The sequence below is a fragment of the Protofrankia coriariae genome (assembly GCF_001017755.1).
In the GTDB taxonomy this organism is placed as follows: domain Bacteria; phylum Actinomycetota; class Actinomycetes; order Frankiales; family Frankiaceae; genus Protofrankia; species Protofrankia coriariae.
This window is the reverse complement of record NZ_JWIO01000045.1, coordinates 22780-35708: the sequence shown is the minus strand read 5'-3', so window position 1 is coordinate 35708 and position 12929 is coordinate 22780. Positions and strand designations below refer to the sequence as shown.

The 12929-nt window shown below is 65.4% G+C and carries 15 protein-coding genes; 5 read left to right on the top strand and 10 right to left on the bottom strand.

The features are described 5' to 3' along the window. Positions 1–17 precede the first annotated feature (17 nt). Complete coding sequence (locus tag FrCorBMG51_RS34155; protein WP_256386272.1) at positions 18–215, top strand: HepT-like ribonuclease domain-containing protein; 198 nt, start codon at positions 18–20, stop codon at positions 213–215. A gap of 73 nt (positions 216–288) precedes the next feature. On the opposite strand, the gene FrCorBMG51_RS20600 is transcribed toward FrCorBMG51_RS34155, so the two are convergent. Both FrCorBMG51_RS20600 and FrCorBMG51_RS20595 read right to left on the bottom strand, forming a co-directional pair. After that, positions 289–774, bottom strand: coding sequence for a hypothetical protein (locus tag FrCorBMG51_RS20600; RefSeq protein WP_047224670.1), 486 nt, complete (start codon positions 772–774; stop codon positions 289–291). Further along, the gene (locus tag FrCorBMG51_RS20595; RefSeq protein ID WP_235433771.1) at positions 771–1082 is read right to left on the bottom strand and encodes a hypothetical protein; all 312 of its coding nucleotides are present in this window, start codon (positions 1080–1082) and stop codon (positions 771–773) included. Before FrCorBMG51_RS20595 ends, FrCorBMG51_RS20600 begins: the two co-directional genes overlap by 4 nt. A gap of 503 nt (positions 1083–1585) precedes the next feature. Here FrCorBMG51_RS20595 and FrCorBMG51_RS35085 point away from each other — a divergent pair. Both FrCorBMG51_RS35085 and FrCorBMG51_RS35080 read left to right on the top strand, forming a co-directional pair. Then, positions 1586–2317 (top strand): helix-turn-helix domain-containing protein, encoded by a 732-nt coding sequence (locus tag FrCorBMG51_RS35085; protein WP_200902531.1) that lies wholly within the window; start codon positions 1586–1588, stop codon positions 2315–2317. Further along, positions 2317–2718, top strand: a complete 402-nt coding sequence (locus FrCorBMG51_RS35080; protein WP_235433770.1) for a transposase — start codon at positions 2317–2319, stop codon at positions 2716–2718. The genes FrCorBMG51_RS35085 and FrCorBMG51_RS35080 overlap by 1 nt, the downstream gene beginning before the upstream one ends. 135 nt (positions 2719–2853) lie before the next feature. On the opposite strand, the gene FrCorBMG51_RS27385 is transcribed toward FrCorBMG51_RS35080, so the two are convergent. From FrCorBMG51_RS27385 to FrCorBMG51_RS20555, 8 genes are all read right to left on the bottom strand, one after another. Beyond that, positions 2854–4467, bottom strand: coding sequence for a TerD family protein (locus FrCorBMG51_RS27385; RefSeq protein WP_047224669.1), 1614 nt, complete (start codon positions 4465–4467; stop codon positions 2854–2856). A 1012-nt stretch (positions 4468–5479) separates the two neighbouring features. After that, entirely contained in the window at positions 5480–5650 is a 171-nt protein-coding gene (locus FrCorBMG51_RS31890; RefSeq protein ID WP_235433769.1) for a hypothetical protein, read from the bottom strand. A 76-nt stretch (positions 5651–5726) separates the two neighbouring features. Then, positions 5727–5891 (bottom strand): hypothetical protein, encoded by a 165-nt coding sequence (locus FrCorBMG51_RS31885; RefSeq protein WP_235433768.1) that lies wholly within the window; start codon positions 5889–5891, stop codon positions 5727–5729. A gap of 30 nt (positions 5892–5921) precedes the next feature. After that, positions 5922–6119, bottom strand: a complete 198-nt coding sequence (locus tag FrCorBMG51_RS20575; RefSeq protein ID WP_139342452.1) for a hypothetical protein — start codon at positions 6117–6119, stop codon at positions 5922–5924. A 599-nt stretch (positions 6120–6718) separates the two neighbouring features. Further along, entirely contained in the window at positions 6719–7261 is a 543-nt protein-coding gene (locus FrCorBMG51_RS20570; protein ID WP_047224667.1) for a choice-of-anchor K domain-containing protein, read from the bottom strand. 418 nt (positions 7262–7679) lie between these two features. Beyond that, on the bottom strand, positions 7680–9296 hold the full coding sequence (locus tag FrCorBMG51_RS20565) for a PEP-utilizing enzyme (protein ID WP_086055597.1): 1617 nt from the start codon (positions 9294–9296) through the stop codon (positions 7680–7682). After that, positions 9296–10351 carry a hypothetical protein gene (locus FrCorBMG51_RS20560; RefSeq protein WP_047224666.1) on the bottom strand — a complete coding sequence of 352 codons (1056 nt, stop codon included), beginning with the start codon at positions 10349–10351 and terminating at the stop codon, positions 9296–9298. The genes FrCorBMG51_RS20565 and FrCorBMG51_RS20560 overlap by 1 nt, the downstream gene beginning before the upstream one ends. A 56-nt stretch (positions 10352–10407) precedes the next feature. After that, the gene (locus FrCorBMG51_RS20555) at positions 10408–11169 is read right to left on the bottom strand and encodes an SDR family NAD(P)-dependent oxidoreductase (RefSeq protein ID WP_047224678.1); all 762 of its coding nucleotides are present in this window, start codon (positions 11167–11169) and stop codon (positions 10408–10410) included. Positions 11170–11519: 350 nt separating this feature from the next. Here FrCorBMG51_RS20555 and FrCorBMG51_RS20550 point away from each other — a divergent pair, with 350 nt between their 5' ends. Both FrCorBMG51_RS20550 and FrCorBMG51_RS20545 read left to right on the top strand, forming a co-directional pair. Beyond that, entirely contained in the window at positions 11520–12308 is a 789-nt protein-coding gene (locus tag FrCorBMG51_RS20550) for a hypothetical protein (RefSeq protein WP_047224665.1), read from the top strand. Between the two features lie 12 nt (positions 12309–12320). Next, positions 12321–12926: a cytochrome c oxidase subunit 3 gene (locus FrCorBMG51_RS20545; RefSeq protein ID WP_052914882.1), complete on the top strand. Its 606-nt coding sequence runs from the start codon at positions 12321–12323 to the stop codon at positions 12924–12926. Positions 12927–12929 lie beyond the last annotated feature (3 nt).

The following is a 12929-nucleotide window of genomic DNA, read 5'->3' as shown; positions in this document are numbered from 1 at the left end:
CCAGCCGGTAGCGGCAGGTGCCGTGGCGGCAGATCGTCGGTATGCGTCACCGTGTGGTGCATGACTACTTCGCGGTTGACCTCGACATTCTGTGGGCGGCCGCGAGCATCGACGTCCCACGCCTGGCAGAACAGGTACAGGGCATCCTCGACGAGTTGACGTCCCACAGGGGCGGTATTGCCGGGAGCCATGCGGCGGAAGATCTCGAGCGCTGACCGTGGATCGTCGTCCTGCTTGCGGAGACTCGCCTATGTGGCTGAGGACGCGAAGCGACTGGGTGGGGACGGCTCAGATGGGCTCGACGGCGATGTCGGCGCGGTCGAGGGTGGCGGCGTAGGCGGTGATGTCGTCGGGGTCGCTGGTGAGAATCTGGGCGGGGCCGTGAAGTGCGGCGGTGATGACGACCAGGGCGTCGATGACGTCGGGCCGTTTCTTCGTGGGAAGTTTGGCCGCGGCGAGCATGGCGCCTGCCCGTTTGTACGAGTCAAGGGTGAAGGTCCGCGCGCAGGCGACGCAGCCGGCGGGGACGCTGGCCGCGCCGCGTAGGGGTGGGGTGCTGTCCCGAGTCTGCGGCACGGTGCAGTCCTTGAGGTACTGGCTGAAAGCGTGCACCGTTTTCGAGTCCGGTCGCCAGGCCTGGGCGAGGACCGGGCCGATGATGACCGGCCGGTGCGGTGCGGCGCGTAGGCCGTGGTGGAGCAGCCGTGCCGCTGGGTCGTCGCGCAGGAGCGCCACGAGCATCCCGGCGTCGTAGACGACGGTGCGGGCGGTCACGCGACGCTCGCGGCGTCCGATCCGAGTGCGCTGGCCAGGACCCGGTGGACGAGGGCCTGTTCTTCCGTGGTCAGGGTGTCGAATGACGGCAGGTCCGCCTCGGGGAGGTCGGCGGCCTGCTCGAGGGCAGCCTGGTTGCGTGCGTCCAGTGCCGCGAAGGCCGCGGTGGCGGCGTCGTCGCGCGCCATCTGCGCGGCGGCAGCCGCGATCATGTATGCGGACACGTCCATGCCTGCCGCCTCCGCGTGCCTTCTGATCGCGGCCTGGACATCTGAGGCCGTCGAGATCGTGAACCGGATGTTCGCCATTCCCGCATCGTAACACGGCGTATTACACTGCGCGGTCGCCGCGAGCCGTTGGGATCGGGCGTAGCGGATCCTGTCCGGCTGACCTTTGCGCGTGGCCAGGTCTGCGTGGCTGCGTCCTACCCGCCAAGATGAGATGAGGCAGGTTGAGGTGGACCTGAAGGTCTACTCTCTCGCCGAGGTCTGACTGGCAGCCGTTCGGCGACGCGGGCTGCACGCCCCAAAGACGCCGGATGTCCGATGTCTACCGGTGTGCGACAAGACGACGGTTTCTTCGGCCTGCAGCCGGTCACGGGTCGCGACCTGTGCGCCGCCGCATGCTGGTCCTGGTTCGCAGCAAGCCGGAAACATCAGCGAGGAGGCCCTCGCCCATGAGCACTCCGGAGGAGGGTAGGGGCTTACTCGGTGCCGTAGGGTGCTCCGTTTCTTAGTGCCGCATCCGCGAAGGTTCGCCCGTTGTGAGGACGCGCCGGGGCGGGTCCCGTCCTGACCCGGCGGTCCGGCTGATGATCCGTTGTGTGGCGGAACGGGTACGGGTCCGGGAGATCGATCCGGACGAGGGACAGAGGCTGCTGCGGATCGTGCGACGGTCCTCGGGGTCGGTAGTGACCTGGCGGCGGGCGCAGATGATCCTGCTCTCCGCGCAGGCCATGACCCCCAAGAAGATCGCCGAGGTGATGTTCACGTCCGAGGACCGGGTCCGCGACGTGATCCACAACTTCAACACCGACGGGTTCGACTCCCTCTACTCGAAGTACGCAGGCGGCCGACCCAGGAAGTTCACCCTGCCGGAACGCCAGGAGATCAAGAAGATCGCGAAGTCGAGGCCGTCTGAGCATCAGCTGCCGTTCTCGACCTGGAGCCTGTCGAAGCTGGCGGAGTTCCTGGTCGCCGAGGGGGTGGTCGACGACATCAGCCACGAGGGCCTGCGGGTCCTGCTCCGCGAGGATGGCGTGTCCTTTCAACGCCTGAAGACCCGGAAGGCCAGCTCGGATCCGGAGTACGAACCGAAGAAGGCCCGCGTCGAACACCTGTACGCGATCGTCGACGGTCAGGTCACCCCCGAGCCCGGTGAGCCGACGGTCGTGTTCTGCGTCGACGAGTTCGGCCCGCTCAACCTCCAGCCCCGCCCCGGGCGGATGTGGGCCGGGGCGGGGGTGCGAAGACCGACCCGAAGCGGGACCCGCGGCGCCGGTGGCGCGCCACCTACACCCGCACGCAGGGGGTGCGGCATCTGATGGCCGCCTACGACCTGGGCCGGGACTGGATGTACGGGCATGTGAAGACCACGAAGAACCGGACCGTGTTCCTGACCTTCTGCCGCTACCTGCGCGGCCTCTACCCACCCGACGTACGGATCGCGATCATCTGCGACAACTACAGCCCGCACCTGACCACGAGGGTCGATGGGCGGGTCGGGGCATGGGCGGCAGCGAACAACGTCGAGATCGCCTACACCCCGACGAACAGCTCGTGGCTGAACAGGATCGAGGCCCAGTTCACCGCCCTGCGCTACTTCGCCATCGACGGCACCGACCACCGCAACCACCGCGCCCAGGCATCGANCCTCGGCTGGCGGAACCGCCACGCTCAGGACAAGCAGCTACGCCGGCTCGTCGAGAGGGCGAACATAGCCTGATGCGGCACTAGCTCCCTACCCGCACCGGCACAGCCGGCGGACATGCGTGGCCGGGGCGGTCCTTTGTAATCGGGTGGTTCGTCGGTATGCAAGGTCCTCACGCTTGCTGCCGTTCTCAACAACCGCCGGGCGGGCTTAAATTCGAGCACCTTTTTCGAGGTTGCACCGACGGCATAGGAGTTGCAGGTTGCCCACGCTGGTTGCTCCACCACGACTATGCGGGATAATATGATCAAACTCAAGATACTCGCTGGCGCCACATTGGACGCAGACCCCACCGTCTCGCTGCCACACCTCAGCCTTTATGGCGGGGGGAATCGCCCGTGAGTCCCGTCTCCCCGGTGCGATCACTAGCCGTTTCGCGATTTTCAACGTAGTTGACAGAACTTCTGCTGCGTATTCAGCATCCTCCACGTGATAGGTACCGCCACCCCTGGAAGCTGTCGTGGAAACTACAAGGCTTCCGCGTTGGAAGGCAACTTCCATAATTTTTGTCCAGGCAAGCTCAGTTCCGCCGCTCTCACTTACGAAGCGAAGTTTCCGATTCGTAGCAACGAGGCGTCCACGAGTATGCTTGGGACCGCTTGCCAGCTGTCGGACGTGGATTGCATAAGTATCCAAGTGAACGATTTCACCTATTTCTAGGTGAAGTGTTTCGGACTGTAATCTCGGTAGTTCGCCTTCTCGGAGACGTGTCAGCACCAACCCGCGTTGCAGACGTGCGCGCATTAAGTCGACAGCCCTCCCAGAGAGTTGCAGTTGTCGTGCGGCATCTTCGAATCCGGCAATCTCTGCCGGCTCAATTATGCCGTCGGCGAAAGCGAAGGCAACTATTCGTTCTAGATGAGCAAACGCGAGAGTGCGGAAGATATCCTGCCCTTTTGACTCGGCGATTCGATGGTAGCGCAACTCAGCCCAGAGCGCCTCCCATCGCTGCCCCGAAGGTTCCTGGTCGCGCAGAGCCTCCTCAACCTTTATACGCCAGTTCGCAAGTACGAATCTTGCCGTATCCTCGCAGGGAGTGCAAGTTGGGGGGTCCGATGAAAGTAGCTTCTTCTTTTTGCGTCCGCCGCACCTTCCGCACTTTGTGGAGGTCTCGGAATACCCTGGCGTGGACTCTTCAGTCCACGCCGCTCCGTTCCACCACCGCAAGATTGAAAAGTCGTTACCATCGGGATACCAGTCGGCTCGACGGGCCTGTGGAGTAGAAACCACCTCGGCGGGTTGAGGACTGTCCTCCTCGACGGAGATTCCGTAGTCCGTTGCGAGACCGGCGAGGCCAGTATTCCAACCTTGCCCGATCGCACGGAACTTCCACTGGTCAGCTCGGCGGTAAAGCTCACCAAATACGAGGCAGGTGATTCCGGCCCGATCATTCATTCGGAATTCGGTAAGCGGTCTGCCGGTATCGTCAGTCAGCGCTATGCGAAGATGCGAGAGATCATCGAAAGTCCCCTCGTCCACGGATCCCGCTAAGACTACCCTGGTTATCTCCTCCTCCAAGTCTGGAAGAGACACATCAAGAGTTGCAACCGGGCTCGCGACGGTGCCAAGACGAACGCTGCCAGAGAAATGCATAGGCTGGTTATAGAACACGAAATCCGCGTCCGACCTTACCTTTCCCAGCTGTGTCAATAGCAATGCGCAGACGTCGATAGATTGACCGCCTTCCCAGGAAATAGCAGCTCTCAGGCGGGTGCTAGGTACTGCGATGTTTGCACCCTTCGGAAGGGTCGGTGTCAACGTCATCGCTGAAACCACCTATAAGAACCGCGGCTTTCTGAAATCGGCGCACGGCATCGAAAAACCTTGACAAACACCAACGATTACCCCCCTGGAGATGTTTTGTGGACTAAACGATACGCGGTCCCGGGTCGCCCAGCCAAGACACCCCACGTCGCAGTGGTCCAGCCAAGCTCGCGACCGCTGGCACACCCCATACGGATCTAGCTTGATTGACGCTGAGTTACTCTCACCAGGGAGAAGATCCCTTCAGGCGAGCAGGCCCCTGTCTCCTGCCGGCGCCGAGCCACTGCGAGCCTCGCCGACGCCGTTAGCCGAGGAGCAGAAGTGGCAGCCACCTTGGCAGCCAAGCCGGCCGATGACTGCGGACGTCGGCGTATATCCACGGACGAGGTCAGGCCCGTGACCTGCGTCGACGAACGTCAGCGAACATAGACGGACGAAGCGCACGTCATCTCATAATCCGTCGGTCGTGGGTTCGAGTCCTGGTCGGCGGCGAGCACACGCTCCTGGCTGAGTCGCATGGCGGTCCTCGCAAATGGTTTGACGGCCGCGTCCAGTCTGTCGCAGACCTCAACGCCGTTGAAGTGAAGACGGGGGGCTGTGTCGCTGAGGAACGCCCGGTCGTCCGCGGGCGTCGAGCGACCGGGCCTTCCTCGGACCAGATGGTTCGACCGGCACTGGCGACAGCGAGTTCGTAGAAGGGAAGGCAGCGCGCGAGGTCTCCTTCATGCCCGGCCGGCCGGCCGAAGTCGTCCTGCGATCAGGCCAGACAGAATCCTCAGCAGTGGCCCGCGCGGTTGCTGCGGCCGCGGAGAGAGTCGACGACCTCTTCGAGGAGGAACTGGACCTTCGCGTCAATCGGGCGGCCGCTATAGACCGACTGGACGAGGTCGAGGCCTTCGTCGACGGTGATGTAGCCGAGCGTGCGGTAGAGGAACGCGATGTCCTCGGCATCGGCTTCGACGCGGGACGCGAACAGCTGATCGACTCGCGGCTGAGACCCGGGTCGTTCATGTCACGCCCGCTGGAGCGCGCCGCTGGTGATGAAGACGCCGCGCTTGCGGAACGACAGCGGGGACTCGACCAGCGCCCTGGGATGCAGGCCCTTCAGCGCGGTGACGAACCACCAGGGCACCGCTTCGAGTGCGGGGTCGCGCACCCGCTGGGGGGGCAGGCCAGCCGTCACGACGGGCGAGGTGCTCCCCGAGCGCGGCGAGAGCGGCGTCCACTCGCCGGTCGCCGGACGGCCGTGGACGGTCGGTCTACATTGCCTGCGCCGCTTCAAGGCCCTGGTGGCGCAGCACGCTGGTGTAGTCGTCGAGCAGCTGGACGACGGCGTGCCGCCAGACGTCCTGGAGACGGGAGTCGGCGGGGACCATGCCAGCCGCGACGGCGGCGGCGTCGTCAACGGTCCGGAAGGCACGCAACGAGTCCGCCTCCCCACAGTACGCTGCTGATCATGTCTTCAGCCTGTCGGATTCGCCGATGACGCGCCGTGGTCGGGGTATCTCGTCCGGGTAGAGGCCGGCAACAGCAGCCACGTCGTGCTGCCTGCTCGCCGTCGCCGCGGCCGGCCACAGCGACGACGTGAGGGCGTGGGCGAGCGCGAGGTTCAGAGCGGCGTCAGCCTGGACCGCCAGGATGGACGACCTCACCGCGACCGTCCCCGAGCGCACCCGGCACCTTCACCGCGCTGCGTGCCGCCGTCCGGGACTCAGATCGCCAGAAACCCAGCCGGAATCGTCACACGGTTGACGATCGGGAAGGACGGAGCCAACTTCCCAATGGCAAGACGGATCTCCAGAGCAGCTGCAACGTTGAGCAGGATGGCGGAAGCGGCGGACCTCGACATGAGTGCCGAGGAGGCCAACGAACTCCTCAAGGAGATCGAGCGCGATGCCGCACTGCGACTCGGATCGCCCACGCCGACGCGGCGCAGGGAGTTCCCCGAACACGAACTTCAGTCGCTCGTTGACGCCGCGGCGGCCGTCCCGGTCGAGGACGAAGCCACTTCGGCTGACATGCCCTCGCCTTCCTATCCGGATCCAGACTCGCTCATGCTCGCGATCGTGGTGGAGAACTCCTGGAAGAGCATTCCCGACTCGCTCCGTCAAGCCAGGACGGCGGCGGTGAGTCGCCCCGGCGGAAGAAGGCGACACTGTGATTCGGACTTCGGCTGCTTTGCGCGGTCCGCCCCTTTGTCCTCGATGGCGTCACCGAAGAGTTCAGGCCCGCCGTCGCCGCTGGGGCGGGTTCAGGACGTCGGCGCCTCCACCAGTTCGAGCTTGGCGAAGATCTCGGCACTGGCGGAGCCGCCCTCGGCGATGTCGAAGAAGGTCGTCTTCACCCGGCGCCGCCAGAAGCCGGTGATCGTCACCTTGTACTCGGAGCCGTTGACGTATAGGGAGTCGTTCTCGTGGATCGTCGGGAGCTTGACTCTGTCGTTCGGGTGATCTCCCTGGTTGGGTGTCTCGTCGTGGCGGAAGCGGACGACAAAGGTGTGATCGATGTCGTCGTCGTCGAAGTGGACATCGACCTCCAGGAAAACCCAGAACTGCCAGCGGTTCAGGGTTATCACCTGGTTGTGATGGGTGTACTTGCCCAGCAGAAAGTCGGTGCCGTCGAGGACCGCATCGGCGGTGTAGCCCTCGAAGTCATAGCCGCTCTGGCCTCCACCTCCGACGGGCTCGCCCCACCTGATCTCGCTCCGGTTGTCATCGGTGTTCTGAATCGTGAGGCCCTGCAGGTCGTCCACGCTGACGCGCTGCCATCTGCCGGTGGTGGTGATAGTTCCCATGGGCAGTGACGCTCCTTTCTCCCAGCTTCGTGGAACGGGCTCCATACGCCGCTTTCCAGGTCCGTAGAGCTCCCGTGTGCCGCCCTGCGATTCTTGCACAGAGATACGAATCATGTGCGGAGGACTGCGGAGACGAATCTCCGGCTCTTGATTGCTGCGCTGCGTAGTGGCTTGGGGTAAATCGTTACTGGATGTGCCTACTGATCGTGATGGCGGGGCGCCCTCTCCAGTCGCCGTCCGGACCGCCGCCGCGGTGGCCGGCGCGCACGAAGCAGTTCCCTGTGCACCCCGGGCGCGGCGCAGACCGTCCCGTCCGGGATGTCGTACTCGGCGTCGACCTTGCCGAATTCGTCGACCGGATGGTGCGAAGAACCCCACCGACATCGAAGACGACGGCTTTGAGGGGCATCTGCTCCGTTCACGAGATCGGGCGCGCTCGGCTCAGGATCTCCACGGTCCCGGCGTTGCCGTCCACGCGGACGCGGTCGCCGGTGGCGAGGACCCTGGTGCCGTTGAGCGTGTTGATGACGCAGGGAATGCCGACCTCGCGGGCCACCACGGCGGCGTGGCTGAGCTTGCCGCCGATGTCCACGACCAGCGCGGCGGAGAGGAAGAGTACGGATGCCCAGCTCGGGTCGGTGGTCGCGCAGACGATGATCTCGTCGGGCTCGACGTCGGTGAAGGCAGGGTCGTGCACCACCCGCACCACCCCTTCGACAGTGCCGCCACTGGCACCGATGCCCGTGACGGTGGCGTCATCCTCGGCGGGTCGACCGACGGCGAAGGGTGTCGGGTTGCCCTTCCACGACGACGGGATGTCGAGGGTCTGCAGTTCGGCACGCAGTTCCTGCCGGGTTGCCGCGATCTGCTTGGCATCGGATCCGAGGCCGGCGCCGAGCTCCTCCCTGGTGAACATGAAGACGTCCTCGGGATCGCTGAGGACCCCGGCGTCGGTCAGGAGCACACCCATACGACGGGCCGAGGCCCGGGCGACGTCCAGGGACTGCAGGAAGGCGGCCTTGCCGATGCCGCGCAGGGGGATTCGCGATACGGCAAGCCTGAGCACGAGCTTGGCACCCGGGCGCTTGTGGGCCGGCAGCTTCGACAGAAGAAGGGTCTCGGCCTCGAGCCTTTCTGCCATCCGGCGCTCGGCTGTGGCCGTCGGGTTCTCACTCTCCGGCCGGTCGGCGTACTGCGCGGCCATGCGGATCACCGGTGTCGGGTCCTCACGCCACACGCGACCGGAGACCTCGCCCTCCAAGGGCCCGTGATAGCCGTGCCTGGTCAGGAACGTCTCCAGGGTGATGCGCCCGCGCCCGAGATCCCAGAGGTCGACGATGATCTCAGTCTCCGCGTGCGAGCCCTGCCCGGCCATGATCGCGTTCGCGGAGTCCGCGGGGAGGTCCGACGCGAAGATGAGTGACAGGAGCTGGTCGTAGATGCCCTGGACGCCGATGAAGAACCCTCTGGCCTGCAACGACACCATCGCCACGAACTTGTCGTAGGCCTCGCCCAGCATCCGCTGAGCCCCGGTCAGGTCGAGGGTGTCCACGGTGCGCAGCCGGTCGGTCCACCAGCCGAAGGTGGATGCGGTGCCCGCCACGACGGTCTTCCTGATGGTCATCATCTGGACGGGCAGGCGGTGGGCAATCGCCGGTAGCCGGGAGAGGTCGCGCCTGGACGTGATCTCCGGAGGCACCTCGCCCAGCATCTGCCCGGCGATGATCTCCGCGCTCGAGCCGGGTAGGCGGTCACCCATCTCGCAGAGGAAGTTGATACGCCCGGCGACCCGGCCGTAGAAGATGGAGATGAAGCGCTCGCTGGTGTCATGGGGGATCACCGCGAGCTTCGGCGGCAGCGAGCCCATGGCGACGAAGGCGTTGCGCACGGCGAGCTCGGTGCCCGGTCCCCAGATGGACCAGCCGAGGGGCGTCAGCACGCCGGGCATGGCCTCACCGAGGTTGGCGGTGCCCCAGAACTGGTCCTCGCGGGAGACGCTGTGCAGCAGGCCGTCCGGGACGAAGCCGGTGGTCATCATGCCTCCGCGCGCGGCAGGACGTACTTGAACTCGCCGCCGCGGAAGACGTCCACCTTGTGGATGTAGCCGTGCTGGGTGAACAGCGTGAACGGCCTGCCCTCGGCGTCGGAGAAGACGGCGTAGTGGTCACGGACGGCGTGCGCGAGCCCGGAGCCCTCCGGCTCGGGCTCGGCATCGTGCCACGCCATCTGCATGCTTGGGGAGAGGCGTACAAGGGTCGCGTCCAGGTGATATCCGTCGAGGAAGTCGAGCCGCAGCCTGGCCGGCCAGGCCATCGCGTCCTTCCAGTACAGCCCGCCCGTGGCCGGCGCCAGCGTGGTGGCGTCGGAGCGCCAGCCGGCGATCGGCATCGGGGCCTCCTGGGCGACCTCGTGGCTGCGCAACGCGATCAGCGAGAACACACTGTCGTCGGGTAGCACACCAGCGAGGAGATCGAAGCCGGTGTTGAACATCTTCTCCGTCTTGCGCCGGCCCCAGCCGCGGTCGCGCCAGCCGATGCCGTCGAAGGGGACCTTGTCGCGGCCCTTCCACTGGATCCAGCCGGTGCCGGTCACGACCTGCTCGTAGTGGGAGTACTTCTGGCCGTCCTTGCCCACCGCGTAGTAGGCCGGGAACATCTCGTCCCAGTACGACGCGAAGTGCTTGCCCCTGACCGTGATCTCGAAGCTGACCTCGGGCAGGTCACCGTGCCAGAGCAGTTCGTGATCGCTGTCGCCCGACAGGTGCACGAGGTCCAGGCTCGCCAGGCTGTTGCCAACGTGGTCGTGGCTGTTGTGACCCTCGTCGCGCCGCACGTGGGTAACCGCGTGCACGCCGTCGGCCACGGTGACGCTCACCCGGGTGGGCGGGTTCCGGTTGGCGCTGATGGTGATGTGCATGTTGAGCATCTGGTTGCTCGCCTCGTCGCGCATCGAGAAGAACCAGGTGTCCTTCCAGGGCCAGTCGGAGTCTCCGGTCGGCTGGTGTAACCGCTCATCACTGGGATCGGGACGCCACGCGGGCGGAACGACGTTGGCGTAACCAGTCGTGGTCGTGGTCGTGGTCGTGGTCATGGGTGAACTCCGGTTCTGGTCAGCGCGATGAATGGCGTTCGGATGGCACAGTGCCGTCAGATGTTTCGGCCGTTGACCGACCAGCCGCCATCGACGGCGTAGTCCATGCCGGTGCAGAAGGCACCGTCCGCCGAGAACAGGAAGGCGAGCATCCCGGCGATCTCCTCGGGCCGACCGAGGCGCTTGATCATGTGTGACTGGGCGCAGGCGTTGCGGATGTCCGGACCGACGATCTGGAGGATCGGGGTGTCGATTGTGCCCGGGCAGATGGCGTTGATCGTGATGTTCTCCCTGGCATAGGTCAGCGCGGCCTGCCGGGTCAGCGCCAGGACGCCGCCCTTGGCCGCGGAGTAGACCGCCAGGTCGTCACAGCCCTTCAGCGCTGCCTCAGAGGCCATGTTGACGATGCGTCCGCCGCCGATCGAGATCATGTGCGGGAGCACGGCCTGCATCCCCAGCCAGACGCCGCGCAGGTCGACGTTCATCACCCGGTCCCAGGCCTCGTCGGTGAGGTCGATGACGTTGTCGGGGGTCAGGGTGTTGACCACGCCCGCGACGTTGGCGAGCAGATCGACCTTGCCGAACTCGGCGATCGTCGTGGCAACGAGGTTCTGCCAGTCATCGCGCCTGCTGACGTCCATGACGATGTGCCTGGCCTGGCCGCCGTCGGCCCGGATCTCCTTGACCGTCCGGTCGTCGTCACTGATGTCGGCGACGGCGACCGCGGCTCCTTCCTGAGCGCAGCGCAGCGCGCAGGCACGGCCGATCCCCATGGTGCCGCCGGTGACGATGGCGACATTGCCCTGTAAACGGTTCATGTTCATTCCTCCTGGATCGGTGAACGCGGCAGCATGCCAGGGGACGGATCATAGGCAGCCGTCAACGGCTGACGTGGAGCGCGGGCATTCGCTCCTTGGACGACTCACCAAAGGCGATCCGTCGCCGTCTTGTTTCTTCTCGACAGCGACCTGTGATCTCATTGTTTGTGTCAAAGAGCACGGACGTCGTTGCCAGAACCTGACAGCTGCGGTGCGAGGGCGCGGCCACTCGAAAGAAGCGTTTGTACGGTGACACAACCCGTGCGGCGACCGGAGTCCCCTGATGTCACGTAACGGGCCTCATGCTTTGCTCTGCGCGAGCGACCGCGCCACGACGAAGTGAGGGTCCTGTGAACCGTCGAGCTCAGATCATCGCCGCGTGGTGCGGCCCCGCCATCTGCGTCATCTTCAGCATCGGGGCGCTCGGGCTCGCCCGGTTCATCCCCCCGGAGATCTCCCCCACCGCCAGCGCCGCACACGCACAGTCGATCATGATTCACGGATCCGGACGTATCCGGGTCGGCCTGACGTTCATGTTGATCGGGATGTCGATCATGCCCGCCTGGGGCACGGTCGTGGCCGCCCAGCTGCGTGGCTCGGAGGGCAGGTTCGGTGTCCTCTCCTACATCCAGATCGCCAGTATCGGTGTGGGCTCGGCCCTCGCGTGCGCAGGCTGCGTCGTCTGGGCCGCCGGCGCCTACCGTCCCGGTCAGCTCTCGCCCGAGTTCTCGCGCTACGCCGTCGACCTGGGCTGGCACTTCTTCCTCTGGGCCTGGGAGCCGTTCAGCGTGTGGGCCATCGCCATGGGTATGGCAATCCTCGGGTCGGGCAACACCGTCTACCCCCGCTGGTCGGCCTACGTCTGCTTCTGGACGGCGTTCCTCTTCTCCGCCGCCACCGGGCTGACGTTCCTCAAGGAAGGCGTCTTCGCCTACAACGGCCTGCTCACGCTGTGGATGGTCATGAGCGTCTTCTTCGTGTGGATCATCGTGACGTCGTACCTGACAATCAGGAACGTCCAGGGCGGCCGGTTCCACACCTTCCACGACCCTGACGCACCCGCAGGTCCGAATCCGGACGACGAGGTCGCCGTCCGCAGTCGAGATCTCCCTGTCGCGCCTCTGACCAACGCCGGCTAAGGCGCCGGCGGAGTGGCGGTCACGGACATCCTGGCTCGGCTGAGGGCGGCCGACCAGGATCCAGCTGTCCGCCTCCCCGGGGAGGTGGGCATCTGGATCTTCATTCTCGGGGACATGGCGGTCTTCGGGCTGTTCTTCACGGTCTTCGTCTACGAGCGCGACGACCACCCGGACCTCTTCGAGGCGTCGCGGGACACGCTCAACATCACCCTGGGGACGCTGAACACCCTGCTTCTGCTGACAGGGTCGCTGTTCGTGGTCCGTGGGCTGAACGCGGTGAAGGACGGGCGGTCACGCGTCGCGCGTCGCTGGCTGGCGGGCGCCATCGTCACGGGCCTCGCCTTCGCCGTGGACAAGGTCGTCGAATACGCCGACCAGGCCCAGGCCGGGCACGGGATCTCGACCAACCACTTCTACATGTACTTCTACATGTACACGGCCATCCACCTCACGCACCTGGCCATCGGCGTCTGCGCGCTGATCTACATGCGTGGCCTCGCCGGCCGGCCCGAGCTCACCGTCCGCCACGTCCGCAACCTGGAGAACGGAGCGAGCTACTGGCACATGGTGGACCTGCTCTGGATCGTCCTCTTCGCTCTTCTCTACCTCATGGGGTGACGT